The organism is Salinimonas chungwhensis DSM 16280 (assembly GCF_000378185.1).
GTDB classification, from domain to species: Bacteria; Pseudomonadota; Gammaproteobacteria; order Enterobacterales; family Alteromonadaceae; genus Alteromonas; species Alteromonas chungwhensis.
In genome coordinates, this window is sequence record NZ_KB899378.1 from 66,355 (window position 1) to 80,590 (window position 14,236).

10 protein-coding genes and 1 other RNA gene are annotated in these 14,236 nt (G+C 47.9%); 7 read left to right on the plus strand and 4 right to left on the minus strand.

Translation table 11 applies throughout. The annotated features are described in order from the left end of the window. Positions 1–10 precede the first annotated feature (10 nt). Positions 11–2,008: a transketolase gene (gene tkt, locus F458_RS0107145; RefSeq protein ID WP_018982713.1), complete on the minus strand. Its 1,998-nt coding sequence runs from the start codon at positions 2,006–2,008 to the stop codon at positions 11–13. A gap of 306 nt (positions 2,009–2,314) precedes the next feature. Between tkt and metK the strand changes: the two genes are divergently transcribed. Both metK and F458_RS0107155 read left to right on the plus strand, forming a co-directional pair. Beyond that, complete coding sequence (gene metK / locus F458_RS0107150) at positions 2,315–3,460, plus strand: methionine adenosyltransferase (protein ID WP_018982714.1); 1,146 nt, start codon at positions 2,315–2,317, stop codon at positions 3,458–3,460. Positions 3,461–3,718: 258 nt separating this feature from the next. Next, positions 3,719–4,216: a hypothetical protein gene (locus tag F458_RS0107155; protein WP_018982715.1), complete on the plus strand. Its 498-nt coding sequence runs from the start codon at positions 3,719–3,721 to the stop codon at positions 4,214–4,216. 180 nt (positions 4,217–4,396) lie between these two features. Here the strand turns inward: F458_RS0107155 and F458_RS0107160 are convergent, their stop codons facing one another. Next, on the minus strand, positions 4,397–4,894 hold the full coding sequence (locus tag F458_RS0107160; RefSeq protein WP_018982716.1) for a 3'-5' exonuclease: 498 nt from the start codon (positions 4,892–4,894) through the stop codon (positions 4,397–4,399). Positions 4,895–5,099: 205 nt separating this feature from the next. Between F458_RS0107160 and F458_RS0107165 the strand changes: the two genes are divergently transcribed. The 5 genes from F458_RS0107165 to F458_RS0107185 all read left to right on the plus strand — a co-directional run bounded on the left by F458_RS0107165 (position 5,100) and on the right by F458_RS0107185 (position 12,222). Further along, positions 5,100–6,281 carry an ABC transporter substrate-binding protein gene (locus F458_RS0107165; protein WP_026294556.1) on the plus strand — a complete coding sequence of 394 codons (1,182 nt, stop codon included), beginning with the start codon at positions 5,100–5,102 and terminating at the stop codon, positions 6,279–6,281. A gap of 3 nt (positions 6,282–6,284) precedes the next feature. Next, entirely contained in the window at positions 6,285–9,116 is a 2,832-nt protein-coding gene (locus tag F458_RS0107170; RefSeq protein ID WP_018982718.1) for an ATP-binding protein, read from the plus strand. Positions 9,117–9,284: 168 nt separating this feature from the next. Further along, a complete protein-coding gene (locus tag F458_RS0107175) occupies positions 9,285–9,974 on the plus strand; it encodes a hypothetical protein (protein WP_018982719.1) in 690 nt (229 codons plus the stop codon). Continuing rightward, positions 9,958–11,325 (plus strand): O-antigen ligase family protein, encoded by a 1,368-nt coding sequence (locus tag F458_RS0107180; RefSeq protein WP_018982720.1) that lies wholly within the window; start codon positions 9,958–9,960, stop codon positions 11,323–11,325. The genes F458_RS0107175 and F458_RS0107180 overlap by 17 nt, the downstream gene beginning before the upstream one ends. Before the next feature lie 174 nt (positions 11,326–11,499). Beyond that, the gene (locus F458_RS0107185; protein ID WP_018982721.1) at positions 11,500–12,222 is read left to right on the plus strand and encodes a SapC family protein; all 723 of its coding nucleotides are present in this window, start codon (positions 11,500–11,502) and stop codon (positions 12,220–12,222) included. Between the two features lie 48 nt (positions 12,223–12,270). On the opposite strand, the gene rnpB is transcribed toward F458_RS0107185, so the two are convergent. Together rnpB and F458_RS0107190 are read right to left on the minus strand one after the other, a co-directional pair. Continuing rightward, an RNA gene (gene rnpB / locus F458_RS20105) (RNase P RNA component class A) lies at positions 12,271–12,623 on the minus strand. Positions 12,624–12,933: 310 nt separating this feature from the next. Continuing rightward, complete coding sequence (locus F458_RS0107190) at positions 12,934–14,130, minus strand: sensor histidine kinase (RefSeq protein WP_018982722.1); 1,197 nt, start codon at positions 14,128–14,130, stop codon at positions 12,934–12,936. Between the last annotated feature and the right edge of the window lie 106 nt (positions 14,131–14,236).

The window sequence follows — 14,236 nt, forward strand, 5'->3', positions numbered from 1 at the left end:
GTGTCCTGCATTACTTTAGCAGAGACTGTGCAGCCTCAACCACCGCTTCGGTAGTAATATTAAAGTGCTTGAACAAATCACCGGCAGGCGCTGATTCACCGAAAGTTTCCATGCCTACAACCACACCGGTGTAGCCAACATACTTGTACCAGCTGTCTTTAGACAGTGCTTCCACCGCCACACGACGACTGACTGATGTGGGGAGCACACTCTCTCGATAATCAGCAGGCTGGCTGTCAAAGACGTCGGTAGACGGCATGGACACAACGCGAACTTTAGTGCCACTGTCAGTCAACGTTTGCGCAGCTTCTACAGCAAGCTGCACTTCAGACCCCGTGCCGATAAGAATTACGTCCGGCGTGCCGTCACAGTCTTTAAGAATGTACCCGCCCTTTTCGATAAGTTTTACCTGCTCAGCGGACCGCTCCTGCTGAGGTACGCCCTGGCGCGTGAATACCAGAGTTGTGGGGCCATCATGGCGCAAAATTGCCTGCTTCCAGGCCACTGCTGATTCCACTTGATCGCACGGGCGCCAGTTCATCAGATTCGGCGTAGAGCGAAGGGCAACCATCTGTTCAACCGGCTGATGGGTAGGACCGTCTTCACCAAGGCCGATAGAATCATGGGTATACACAAAAATGGCCGGTGACTTCATCAATGCTGCCATACGCACTGCATTGCGCGCATATTCCATGAACATCAGAAAGGTTGCGCCATAAGCTTTGAAGCCACCATGCAAACTGATGCCGTTCATCATGGCTGACATGGCAAATTCACGTACGCCGTAAAAAATATAATTTCCACTGGCATCATCATTAACTACGCCCTTACTCCCTTCCCATAAGGTCAGGTTTGAGGCTGCCAAATCAGCGGAACCGCCGAGTAATTCGGGTAGTGCCGGTCCGTATGCATTAAGGGTTGCCTGTGATGCTTTGCGGGTCGCCACAGTTTCCGGATTAGCCTGTAGTTTAGCAATATACGCGTCTGCTTTTGCAACAAAGTCATCTGGGGTCTTGTTGGCTACACGGCGTTCAAATTCTGCAGCAAGTTCCGGATAGGCTTTTTTATACTCGGCAAATGACGCTTCCCAATCGGCCTGTGCCTTTTGGCCGCGCTCTTTGGCATCCCATTCAGCATAAACATCTGATGGCACTTCAAAGGCAGATGCAGTCCAGCCCAGTTCTTTACGGGTTAGTTCAATCTCATCTTCACCCAGAGCAGCACCATGAGAACTTTCTTTGCCCTGCTTATTCGGTGAGCCAAAACCAATAATTGTTTTACAAATAATCAGTGTGGGCTGGTCTGTATTTGCCTGCGCCTGCTCAATGGCTTGTCGAACCTGAGCGGCATCATGGCCATCCACATTTTCAATAACCTGCCAGTTATAGGCTTTAAATCGGCCAGCGGTATCGTCGGTGAACCAGCCTTCAACCTCACCATCAATGGAGATGCCGTTATCATCGTAAAATGCAATCAGCTTACCCAGACCAAGTGTGCCTGCCAGTGAGCAGCTCTCATGAGAGATACCTTCCATCAGGCAGCCATCACCTAAAAAGGTGTAGGTATGATGATCAACAATCGCATGGTTTTCTTTATTAAACTGTGCCGCCAGCACTTTTTCAGCAAGCGCCATGCCGACCGCATTACTCAGCCCCTGACCTAATGGCCCGGTTGTCGTTTCAACACCCGGCGTATAGCCGTATTCAGGGTGACCGGGCGTTTTAGAATGCAGCTGACGGAAATTCTTTAACTCTTCAATAGGCAAGTCATAGCCTGTGAGATGCAATAGTGAATATAGCAACATCGACCCGTGACCATTGGACAGCACGAACCGATCCCGGTTAGCCCATTCAGGGTTGGTAGGATTGTGCGACATATAATCACACCACAGAACCTGCGCAATATCGGCCATCCCCATTGGGGCACCGGGGTGACCTGACTTTGCTTGTTGTACCGCGTCCATACTTAGCGCACGAACTGCATTGGCGAGTTCTCGACGAGTGGGCATGTTATCTCCTGGTTTTGTTCCTACGGCCAAAAACATACGTAAGCAATCTTTTTTAGCTCACAGAAATGTTGTGACCGCTATTTTACATTGAAAACTATTTTTACCTAACCATCTGCCTACTGCAATGTGTTTTGCCCAGGTGGGACGGTTTATGCAAATTTGATAACCGGTTGAATAAAAAACATCAATTTTGTCAACCAAACGTAACAATTAGACATTTAGACGTCCAGAAGTAAAGACTGGCAATTTTAGTCAGATTGCGTACAATTGATGTCTTTAAAAGTGTCACATATTAACGGAGACATTATGGCAACGCAGTTATTTACCTCCGAATCGGTTTCTGAAGGCCACCCGGATAAGATTGCTGATCAAATCTCTGACGCGGTTCTGGATGCTATTTTAGACCAGGATCCCCGCGCTCGGGTTGCATGCGAAACGTATGTCAAAACGGGTATGGTACTGGTTGGCGGTGAAATTACTACCTCTGCATGGGTCGACATCGAAGAATTGAGTCGACAGACGATCAAAGATATCGGCTATACCCATTCTGATATGGGCTTTGACGCTGAGTCGTGCGCCATTCTCAATGCAATTGGCAAACAGTCACCGGATATCAATCAGGGTGTTGATCGCGCGGCGCCGGAAGAACAGGGTGCTGGCGACCAGGGACTGATGTTTGGCTACGCCAGCAATGAGACCGATGTGCTTATGCCAGCGCCCATTACCTATGCGCATCGGCTCGTTCAGAAACAAGCCGAAGTTCGCAAGTCTGGCAAGCTAGATTTCTTGCGCCCGGACGCCAAAAGCCAGGTGACTTTTGTTTATGAAAATAATCAGCCGGTAGGTGTGGACGCAGTTGTGCTGTCTACCCAGCATTGCGACAGTGTCTCCACCGAACAGGTTCGTGAAGCCGTGATGGAAGAAATCATCAAACCGGTATTACCTGAACACTGGCTAACCGATCGCACTCGTTTTCATATTAACCCCACCGGTCGCTTTGTGATTGGTGGTCCTATGGGCGACTGTGGCCTTACCGGCCGTAAGATAATTGTCGATACTTATGGCGGGATGGCCCGTCATGGTGGCGGTGCATTTTCGGGTAAAGACCCTTCCAAGGTAGATCGTTCGGCGGCTTACGCAGGTCGCTATGTAGCAAAAAACATTGTGGCGGCGGGGCTTGCTGATCGTTGTGAAATTCAGATCTCTTATGCCATCGGTGTCGCCGAACCTACCTCAATCAGCATTGAGACGTTCGGTACGGGCAACGTTGATGAGCGCACGCTGGTAAATCTGGTTCGTGAACACTTTGATCTGCGTCCTTACGGCCTCATAAAAATGTTGGATCTCGAACGGCCTATATTCCGGCAGACAGCAGCTTATGGTCATTTTGGTCGCGATGCGTTTCCATGGGAAAATACTGATAAGGCGCAGGCGCTGAAAGATTCAGTTTAACCCGCAGAGCCGGCTAGCAAAAAGCCGGCTTTTCTTTTCTGCGCTTACCCTCAGGCCGGTGGTTGTCTCACTGCGTCAATATTGGTATGGTTTGCATTGTCGAAAAAACGAACACAGTTTCATTTTTTTGTTGCCAAATGTACGCAATCATAAAATTATATACAGCTAATATATCGTCATTCCGGCACTTCTTACTATTATAAGAAATATACCGTTTATCTCGGGCAGAGCGCTCACTCAACATGCGGATGTCATTACATGAAAGCTAAATATAGTTTATTTGCGCTTTGGGGCATCGTACCTTCACTGGTAGTTGCTGAGGAATTTGATTTTACGCCTGTATCCTCCCAGATTGAGATTGACAAAGCGCAGCATCAGGCGGATGTGTATTACAAAAATTATCATTTACCACAATGGTCGTTCGGCCTGAAGTACGAGCGTGAGATGCCATACCATCCATTGTGGATCGATGCTATCGATACCTACCGGCCGGTGGACTCCATTCGGCTGCTGGCCCGTCGGGCCCTGCCTACGACAAAATCGCAACGTATATTCGCTGCGGTGCAAACCAGTAATAATCAGAATTTCAGTTCTCTTCAGCAGGTTTACATTCCTGAAAACGCTGGTGTGGCTGCCAGTCTGGGTTGGGAATTGGGCGATGTAAATCGTTTTAATATGGCAGTCGAATATGAATATCGCGCTGTTGGTGAGTTGGACATTTCCAGTATTGAACTGGGTGTCAAATATCACTTTTGAAGGGCAGTCAAACTGGCTTCGCTTTAGCTTTGAAGCCCCTGACAATATTTAAATGCATCGGCCTGATGGTGTGAAAATCAGCCAAAATTGCTGAGGCTTTTTGACCTTTCCAAAGCTGTGGATATTGTTCACAGCCAAGTGCTAAGCCAGATATAAATATCTGGTTGATAACGTGTTCAGCTATCCACTTTGGTTAAGAGACTCCATATAGGTCAGCTGAATCAGTTCAGCATCTGAGCTGGCCCGGTGCCGACGGTCGTTGAATTCAGCCAGCAAACCTTCTTTGACCGCGTCCCATACATCCATCTGATGCTCTTTTAGCAGAAAATCCAGTGAAGAAACTCGAAACTCCATTGGAACGCCGGCTGTATTGAACAATTTAATCAGCCACGGGTAGTCCACCACCCAGCCGTCACAATAAACTGTAGAAGAGCCCACAAATTTGTTAAGTTGCAAACACACATCAGTGGGCGACTGCCCGTATGTCGCCAGGTCATCGCGACTAATGCCATGCAGTTGCTGCGCTTGCTCATCCCAGTGCTGCCAGTCATCTGCAGGTTTTATCAAACTACAAAAGCGTTCTCCGTCACAGCGAATCAAGCCCACTTCAACCGGGTAACTTTGCGCGCCGAAGCCGGATGCCTCAACATCAATAATAGTGGGGGGTAACTTGGGCATATGTGCGCATTCTCCTTCGCTGAAACTGAAAAATTCACACACACAGGCGTGAGTATGGCTGAGCTACAGACCTGCAGCAAATTTACCAACAAATAAATAATCGACATCTAATCTTTTGGAACAATCACAACATTTGTCTAATTGCGAACGCGCTGGTACCGGTTATTCTATAACTATGAAGTTTAGCCCATCCAGTCAACTTATTATGAACGCGCATAACAGTTTTCGTCTTCTTTGCTTATTACTCTGCTTATCAGGCGCAGGATCGGTACTCGCAAAACAACCGCCGCTTGTCATCGCGGTGGACGCAGATTTTAGCACAGTTTCTGCCACAGGTGGTCAGGCTATGTACTACGGTGTTGAATTAGCGATAGAAGAAATTAACGAAACTGGGGGTATTGCCGGTCGCCCTTTGCATGTGATCAAATCAGATCACCATGGTAATCCTGCCAGAGGTGTGGCTAACATTAAACAGCTGGCGCAACAAAAAAACCTGCTTGCCGTGGTAGGCGGGGTCCATACCCCTGTTGCCATAGCGCAGCTTGATGCTATTCATGACGAAAACATCCTGTACCTGGGCGCCTGGGCGGCAGGGACCGCCGTGGTGGACAATAATTACACGCCCAACAATGTATTCAGGGTGTCCGTACGAGACAGCGAAGCGGCGACGGTCTTGCTCAACTATGCCAAGTCGCGAGGGCTGACTAAAGTGGCTTTAGCACTGGAACGCACTGCGTGGGGACGCTCAAACTTCGCCTCGCTAGACCAGGCCGCGAGCAAGCTGGGAATCGACATTGTGAAAACTGCGTGGGTCAACTGGCAGCAGGTGACCTTCGCTCTCGACGCTGCGTCTATCGCGGACAGTGAGGCCGAGGCAATCATCATGGTAGCTAATGCTCCTGAAGCGGCGGTAATGACGCGGGCTATCCACGCTCAACTTGGTGATGCTTTGCCTATCATCGCCCATTGGGGGCTGGTCAGTGGTGATTTTACTACTTTAGTGGGCAAACCATTGTTAACAGCGATGGATATCAGCGTTATACAAACCTTCAGCTTTCTTTATCAGACCTCCCCACAGGCACAAAAACTGTTACACCGTTACCGCGCTCGCTTTGCTGCAGATATTGACGCATCGGCGGTGCCAGCCGCAGTCGGCGTAGCGCATGGTTACGACCTGACACATCTTCTGGCCCGTGCAGCGCAGTCGGCTGAAAATCTCAATACTGATGCGCTTCGCGATGCGCTGGAAAACCTGCCATCCTATGAAGGTGCAGTTAAAACTTATGCGCCGCCTTTCACCCCAACCCGACATGACGCATTGTGGGCGCAGGATTACTTTATGGCGCGCTTTAACGGTGCAGGAAACTTAATTCCTGTGAAGAGATAGTTAATGACAAAATCGTCGTCTTTGGCTGGCATTATCCAGCGTGCACTGTTGCCCCGACTGTTTGCCGCCTTACTGGTAGTTAGCACACTGATTTGTATCGCAGTGTTGTATTTTGCTCACCAGCAAGTCAGCGAAAGACAGAATGCCCATGCCGCTATTTTAAAGGACGACATTCAAAACAGTCTGCAAGACACGATGGTCTTGCTGCAAAGCGTGGCAGACAACGATATTATTGTTAACAGCCTAGTAGATTATCAGCAACGTGATTCTTACCTGCCGCTGTTTTTTCGTACCCTGCGCCTTACCCGAACCACCTCGTTCAGTCTGGCTTTGTATGATTATGCCGGCCAACCCATTATTGAAAAAAACTGGAAAAAGCCACTCCCGCCGAACCTGCAGCAAAGATGGCAGACGCGAACACTCAAACAAGGCAGGCAAACGGTTTCAGTATCCAAAGACGGCGTCATGCTGGCGGTGCCTGTTGTTATGGCTAACAGTGTGGAAGGAGCACTAGTTTTATACGTTGGCAGTCTGACAGATTTAATTTACTCACGTAGCAATGACGCCATCCAGGTGGTCACTGACGATAACGATATCGTTTTGTACACCAGCGAACCACTGTCTGCATCCGGACAACCCTTTAGCGATGGCGCGTTTGACAGTTGGATCACTCACGCCACCACCTGGAACAACCTTATCATCAGAAGTATGGTGCCGCTGGAAACGGTTTATCAGTCTGTGTTCTGGCTATTACCCGTACTGCTTTGCTGCATCATCGCCACCGTTCTGATAAGCGTCTATGCGGTACAGCGTGCAGCACAACTCACAGCAGAAACACTTGTTGCATTGCACCGCTCAATAACTACCAGTATGCGCCAGCAACAACCAACGATGTCATCAGCCCCTCCCAATGAAGCTGACGAATTGTCACTTATCAGAAAAGATTTTGACCAGCTGATCGATAACCTGCTCAGTATTACCCTTTCCAACCGTCAGTTTTCTAATGTTATCGATTCTTTAGAGGAATTGCTGGTGGTGATGGATAACAACGATCAATTACTCATCGCTAATCGCCCCTATAAAGACTGCGCTGATGTACTGAACTTTGATCAGCATACGCTTAAAATTATTACAGAGGAAATTCGTAAATCCGGTTCCTTTGTTGATAAAAGTTATCAACGCGAAAATGATAAATTTGTCACGATAAAATGGGACTTATTGCCCTTCTTTGATCAGCATAAAAACCGAATCGGCTCTATTCTGGTGGGTAATAATGTTACCGAACGACGTGAACTGGAAAACAGAAACCGTTTGTTCAGTCATGCTATGCAAAGCGCGACAGTCGCCATCGGGATCGCCAGGCTCTATGAAAAACGTCTACTTATTATGTTTGTAAATGATTTTTTTACCCGGCTGACCGGTTATTCATTAGCCGACGTGAACAATCAACCGTTGGTGAAGCTGGCGGGCCCCAGAACAGATATGAAAAAGGTCGACGCGATAAACCATAAATTACTGGCCGGCGAATCGGTTGATGAAACCATTACTCTGCATAAAAAGTCCGGCGTCTTGTTTTATGCCAGACTTATTTTGACACCGGTGACTTACAATCAAACGGTGACACATTACGTCGCTTTTTGTCAGGATATTACCGAACAGGAGCAAACCCACCAATATTTGCTCGAAGCTAAAGCAAAAGCAGAAGAGTCTGCCCGTCTGAAATCGAGCTTTCTTGCCAGTATGAGTCACGAGGTCAGGACGCCTTTGCATGGTGTGTCCGGCGCATTACAGCTTATTGATAAAACACCGTTGGATGACACGCAGGCCCATTATCTATCGCTGGCCCGCCAGAGCTTGTTGAACCTGCAGTATATTGTCGATGACATTCTGGACTTCTCCAAAATTGAAGCCGGGCAGCTTAATATTGAGTATGCAAACTTCAATTTACCGCTGCTTATTTCCACTACTACTGAACAATATCAGACCGGTTGCGACCAAAAAGGTATCGCCCTTTCAGTAACCACGGTGTTTAACGATGTATCTGAGGTATGTGGTGATTCAATTCGGCTACGCCAGATATTAGGAAATTTGTTGAGCAACGCAGTGAAATTTACTCAGCACGGGGAGATTTCTTTGCATTTTGCACTATCCGAATTCGCCGGGAAGTGGAAGTTCACAGGCACCATTGCCGATACAGGTATCGGTATCGAGAGTAATAAACTGAGTACAATCTTTGATGTCTTCACACAGGAAGATAGCAGCACCACCCGTCGTTTTGGCGGCACAGGTCTGGGGCTGGCGATTACACGGCAATTATGCCAACTGCTGGGCGGGACAGTCACGGTTGAAAGTACCAAAGGTCAGGGCAGTACCTTTGCTTTTACTGTGTTTTTTGAAAAAGCCAACGGTTATCAGGATGCGCCTGAAAGTACTCCAGCGAAAGAGGCTCCCGGGAAGATACCAGCCCTGCGGATTCTGTTGGTCGAAGATAATGAAATCAATCAGGTCATTGCCCGGGAAAATCTTAAACCCCACAAGGTAATGGTGGCAGCTAACGGCAAGTCGGCCATTCGGGCGCTGCAGCAAGTGAAAAAACCGTTTGATTTGATTTTGATGGATTGCCAGATGCCAGAAATGGATGGGTATGAAGCAACCCGCCGCATCCGCGCAGGCGCTGCCGGTGAACAGCATCAGGCAGTGCCCGTTATCGCCCTGACGGCCAATGCCATGAAAGGCGATAAAGAAGCGTGCCTGGCTGCCGGAATGAACGATTTTATCTCAAAGCCATTTAACGACAGTGATATAAACCGGGTTTTATCGGCCATCACTCAGTGAGCCCAACCAACAGCCAGCGTTGAGTTTCCAAAGATAGTGATGTTAACGCTCCTTCGTTCTGGCATAATCTGACCCAGATACTCTCACCAACTGTCAATGACCTTCCATGACCTGTTTCTCGTTTAATAAATTCTTCTGCGCGAGCAAGCAAAGGACCGCCATCCAGCGATGAATATCGGCGTTGTTGCACGGACGTGTCTATTATTGGCGGCGCTGGCCGCAGCACTTTTTTGCGTGCATGCGGGGACCGTCTACTTGTCTGCTGCGCGTACCCAGGCCTCGGTTGATGCGTGGTTTAACGGCAAGGTGGAGCCCACTCATTCACAGCTGCGCACTGCTCAGCAGACATTAGCTAATGCTGATAGCATATTATTCAACGATGCTGATATAAAAATTTCGCTGGCGAAAGTTAATATCGTGCGGGCCCGCAAGAAAACCGGCGACATTTACCTTGACGCCGTACAGCGCTATATCAGTGAAGCACAAGCGCTGCGCCCCACGCATTTTGAAGCATTGGCACTACAGGTTTTTCTAGACGATTACCGCAACCAGAATGATTGTAAAGCGGTGTCATCTTTACAGCAATTATTGCAAATAGCACCGTTTGAAACCCAGGTTCAGATGCTCGCCGGTCCAATTTTAATTAAACGATGGTATGAATTGCCAGCAGCGGTACAGGAATTCGCAAAGCCGTTAATCACCAGCGCGCTGCGGGAGCCTTCTACCCGCGAGACGATGTTATCTGCCATGGGCACGTATAAAATCGTCGCGCCCTTCAGGTGCTGCTCGCCCAACCGTGAGACATCCGCCAGATTACGTGCGTTAGAGGCGGAGGCAGACAATGCGACCTACCAGTAATATTTTTGACACCGCGGCCCGCTATTGCATTTATACAGTCATCTTCCTGGCGCCCTGGCTGCATGGCGCGGAACAAACCTGGGAACAGTTGTTCTGTAGCGCTGTCATATTTATGGCTGTAGTGCTGGTTTTGGCAGGGAAACGACCATCTCTGTTACCCGGAAAGCAGGCGGTCTGGATTATCGGCTTGTTTGGACTGTGGCTGGTTTATTGCGCTTTCTACTTGCTGCCCCTTCCCTTAGACCTGATAGCTGCCCTCTCCCCTGCAAATTCCGGTATTACTGACTCAGCCTCCCCTGTTAGGACACATCTGACCGTATACTGGCAAGCGTCATTCTTAGCACTGTGCAAGTACAGCGCATTAGTGGCGTTGTTTATCGTGGTGATTACCGTTTTTCAGGGTTCTGACAGAATGCGCCAACTTGCCTGGGTGTTGGTGACAAGTTCAGGGGCAACCGCCGTCTACTCGCAGCTTAATTTTCTAACCCACGGGCAGTTTGAAATTGTTTCAGCTATTCCGCCCTGGGACTTTAGCTGGCAGGAGGGTATTCGGGGAACATTCAGTTATAAGAATCAATATGCGCTATACCTGGTAATGAATATATGCATTACAGTCGGCTTACTGGCTGACGCCTTGTTGCAGAGACGCAAACATCGCAACATCTCATGGACACCAGTGGCCATACTGGTAATTGTATTGGGTCTTTTATTGATTACGCTGTTAAATACCAGCTCGCGCGGCGCCCTGCTTTCATTGCTACTGGGAGGCGGCATGACGGGTTTGCTGCTTGTACGCCGTAATCGTTCCCTTACGACGCGGCTGTTTAATAAAAAAGTTATAGCAGCTAGTGTAGTAGCTTTGGTGGTTGCGACCGCCGGTTTCACCCAATCATCTATTTACGAGCGGTTTACCAGTGAAAAGATGGCAGATAATGGGCGGGCAATGCTCTGGCAAACTGCTGCCGATGTGCTCGTCGATTATCCGGTAACAGGATCAGGGCCGGGCACATATCCCTACATTCAGCATCAATACAAACCGTTATTACTGGGCAATTCTCAAATGTCAAAACGCGCTCATAATGATTACTTAGAAACGCTGGCAACCCATGGCGTGCTCGGCGCTGCATTACTTTTATTACCACTTTTTCTGTTGACCATTACGCTATTGAGTACCTCTTTAACCGCCACCAGCGCTGGATTATTAATGGGCTGTCAGGCTGCGATTCTGGCTTATCTGATACAGGCGGCGTTTGATGTTAATGCCGGTGTTTTTTTGCTGCCAGTGCTGTTTATTTTGCTACTTGGTACCGGCTGGAATATTGTCCGGCAATCACGCCAACAAATCTGCTAATTTTCTGGTCCCGGCGTACGTATTCATTCGTCTTTGTGGCAGAGATACGCATAGCGCAAAACACTTTTTTTGCCGTAACATGAACGGGATCTGACAGTCCGTGCGTATGTATGGTCATTCTGTAAATTTGCAGATTCTTCATCAACCTAAATCAGGCTCATACAGGAGAACGAGATGTCACACTTTGTTGCGCTAAATCCTCACCAGCATAAGAACCTGAAGGTGCTTCCCGACAAAGTGGCACAAACCGGCAGAAACAGTCATACCGTGTCAGTGGTGTTAAGTGAGTTTACCGACCTTATCGTGCAATACCCTATTGTATTTACTAAAGATGCAGACTCAGGGCAATTTGTTTGTTCAGCATTACTGGGGTTTGAGAAAGGTGAGAACCTGTTTTGGCAGAATGATCGTTGGGAGGGATTGTATATTCCCGCTCAGGTCCAGCGTCGGCCGTTTTATATTGGTCAGCAAGAAAATGAAGATGGTGAAAATCATCTTGTCTGTATCGATACGGAAAGTGACGCTGTTAGTGAGGACAGCGGCGAGCCTTTATTCGATGAAAATGGCCAGCCCACGCCCCTGATGACTGATAAACAGGAATTACTGGCGCTGCTTTTGGAAGGTAAACAACATACAAAAGCGTTTATCAAAGCATTGGTCGAACTAGAGTTACTCACGCCGATTTCTCTGGATATTTCGTTTATCGATGGTTCTTCGAAAAAAGTTGAGGGTATATACACCATCGATGAAGATCGGCTAGCGGGTTTATATGGTGAAACGGTTGGTATTTTACATGAGCGGGGTTTTCTGGCGCCAGCGTATACCATGCTAGCGTCTCACGCCCATATCTATTCTTTAATTGAGCGTAAAAACAGCCGTCTTTCCGCTCGGAAATAAAGGCTAAGCGGCGCCGCCGCTTTGTCTTACATAATGAAATGATGTAAAAGTTGGAGTCGGCCGATAAGCCGGGTTCTGTCGTGGGCAATCATTCCTCTAGGCCAGCGATTGCTCACTGGCTCAAGCAACCTACCCGATCCCCATGCGGGCCGCACGTAACGGGATCCTATTTGGTCTTGCTCCGGGTGGAGTTTACCGTGCCACAAACTGTTGCCAGCTGCGCGGTGCGCTCTTACCGCACCCTTTCACCCTTACCGGCACTTGCGTGCTTAGGCGGTTTACTCTCTGCTGCACTGGTCGTCGGCTCACGCCGCCCAGACGTTATCTGGCACCCTGCCCTGTGGAGCCCGGACTTTCCTCCCCTTTTCTTAACAAAAAGCGGCGATTGCCTGGCCGACTCCGAGGCGCATTCTACCCGAGACGGAAACTGAATACGATAAAAATAAAAGAGAATTGTCGGGGAGGCAATACAAATCCTGTTAGCAGAAAGGCTGATGACAAAACCACGACAGTAAATAGCTGCACATCTGAGTTTTCGGGATTGCAGGCTACTGAATAAACTTATTTGCTAATAAGCCAAACTCACCCGCAGAAGGCGTTTGAGCATTATTTTTGGGATTTTTTTAGCGCCAGCGGCGGTGCGAATATCTACCTTTAGCAAAGGTGAAGCTCTGCGTTAGCTTCTGACTTAAGGTCTTTAGAGGGGCCGAATTACTCGATTTTCACAATTTTTGTTTGTCCACTGACATTGGTATCTTCAGGTAATTCAATTTTAAAGCGTGTGCCTTGTTCTTTGTCACTGGATAACGATACGGTGCCGCCATGCCCTTCTACAGCTGACTTTACAAATGCCAGCCCTATACCCCAGCTTTTTGCGTGCTTGTTGTCGCGAGATTCATGACTTTTGAGATATCGAAAAATTTCATCCCACTCATTTTCTGCAATAGGATTACCAAAATTGTGCACCTCTACCACAACATTTCCGTCTTTTTTTACTGCGCTGATGGTTACATCACTTTGTTGATCACCGTATTTGAACGCATTTGAAATCAGATTTTCGAAAATACGCTTCAGCATTATCTCATCGAAGACGGCAGCAATTTCCTCGGTAGGTAAATTGACCTTAAGCTTGTCACCATACATATTTATCGCTTCCTCAGCGACAGAGGAGAGCAAGCCATTTAAGCTTGCCTGTTTGAAGTTAAGCTCAATGCCCTGGCCAGACTCTATGGACAATGTTTGCAGCATATCTTCCAGCATTACTGCTATGCGCGCAGCTGCAGAATTAATTCGTTTACCGTAATCGGGCGTTTTAACGATGTCATGCTGCTCAACAGCTAATTCACCCAGCATTGAAATTACGTATAGCGGTGAGCGAATATCGTGAACCACCGTGCCCAGTAGTTTTCGCTGTGTGGAATGAAGGGTATCCGTAAAGACCGCCATAGACTCACGGGTACATCTTTCTATTACATTGGTAACGATTTCAAGATGATCGATATCCAGTAAGTGGTGCTGCTGCAAAAAGTCCACCAGTACTTTTCTCAACAGTACATACTCCCAGTAAACTTTATCGGCATTATATGCATTTATATTGGCCCGCTGCTTCCCGTGTTTTTTACCGCCTCGCTTACTATCTGAGATTTGCCCCTCGTTGTAGGTCATATCCCCGGGAAGGTGGTGCTGGGTTTTATCTTCTGACTCATCAAATTCCGAAAATTCGTCTATTAGTGCATCAATGATATAAATCATGTGATCAGCGAACTCGTCATCTGTCAGGGTTACCTCATCGCCGAATTCTTCTTTTACCTTACAAACCCAGGAATTGATAAGCGGCTTACGGTTATTTTTCAGAACATCGATAACATTTTGCGTTTCAATTTCTGATACTGAATTGATGTTATTCATATTTGTATATTTGATATTTCGCGGCGATGGGAGGATGGTATATATGCAACTTAATTTTAGCGTTGAGAAAAAATAATCCCAGTTAAATCGCGGACCAGCTGAAAAT

Bases quoted from the DNA above. Each gene is read 5' to 3' on its own strand.
- F458_RS0107190 (WP_018982722.1), bottom strand. From the start codon at position 14,130: ATGAATAACATCAATTCAGTATCAGAAATTGAAACGCAAAATGTTATC.
- F458_RS0107165 (WP_026294556.1), top strand. From the start codon at position 5,100: ATGAACGCGCATAACAGTTTTCGTCTTCTTTGCTTATTACTCTGCTTA.
- metK (WP_018982714.1), top strand. From the start codon at position 2,315: ATGGCAACGCAGTTATTTACCTCCGAATCGGTTTCTGAAGGCCACCCG.
- F458_RS0107185 (WP_018982721.1), top strand. From the start codon at position 11,500: ATGTCACACTTTGTTGCGCTAAATCCTCACCAGCATAAGAACCTGAAG.
- F458_RS0107175 (WP_018982719.1), top strand. From the start codon at position 9,285: ATGAATATCGGCGTTGTTGCACGGACGTGTCTATTATTGGCGGCGCTG.
- F458_RS0107170 (WP_018982718.1), top strand. From the start codon at position 6,285: ATGACAAAATCGTCGTCTTTGGCTGGCATTATCCAGCGTGCACTGTTG.
- tkt (WP_018982713.1), bottom strand. From the start codon at position 2,008: ATGCCCACTCGTCGAGAACTCGCCAATGCAGTTCGTGCGCTAAGTATG.
- F458_RS0107180 (WP_018982720.1), top strand. From the start codon at position 9,958: ATGCGACCTACCAGTAATATTTTTGACACCGCGGCCCGCTATTGCATT.
- F458_RS0107160 (WP_018982716.1), bottom strand. From the start codon at position 4,894: ATGCCCAAGTTACCCCCCACTATTATTGATGTTGAGGCATCCGGCTTC.
- F458_RS0107155 (WP_018982715.1), top strand. From the start codon at position 3,719: ATGAAAGCTAAATATAGTTTATTTGCGCTTTGGGGCATCGTACCTTCA.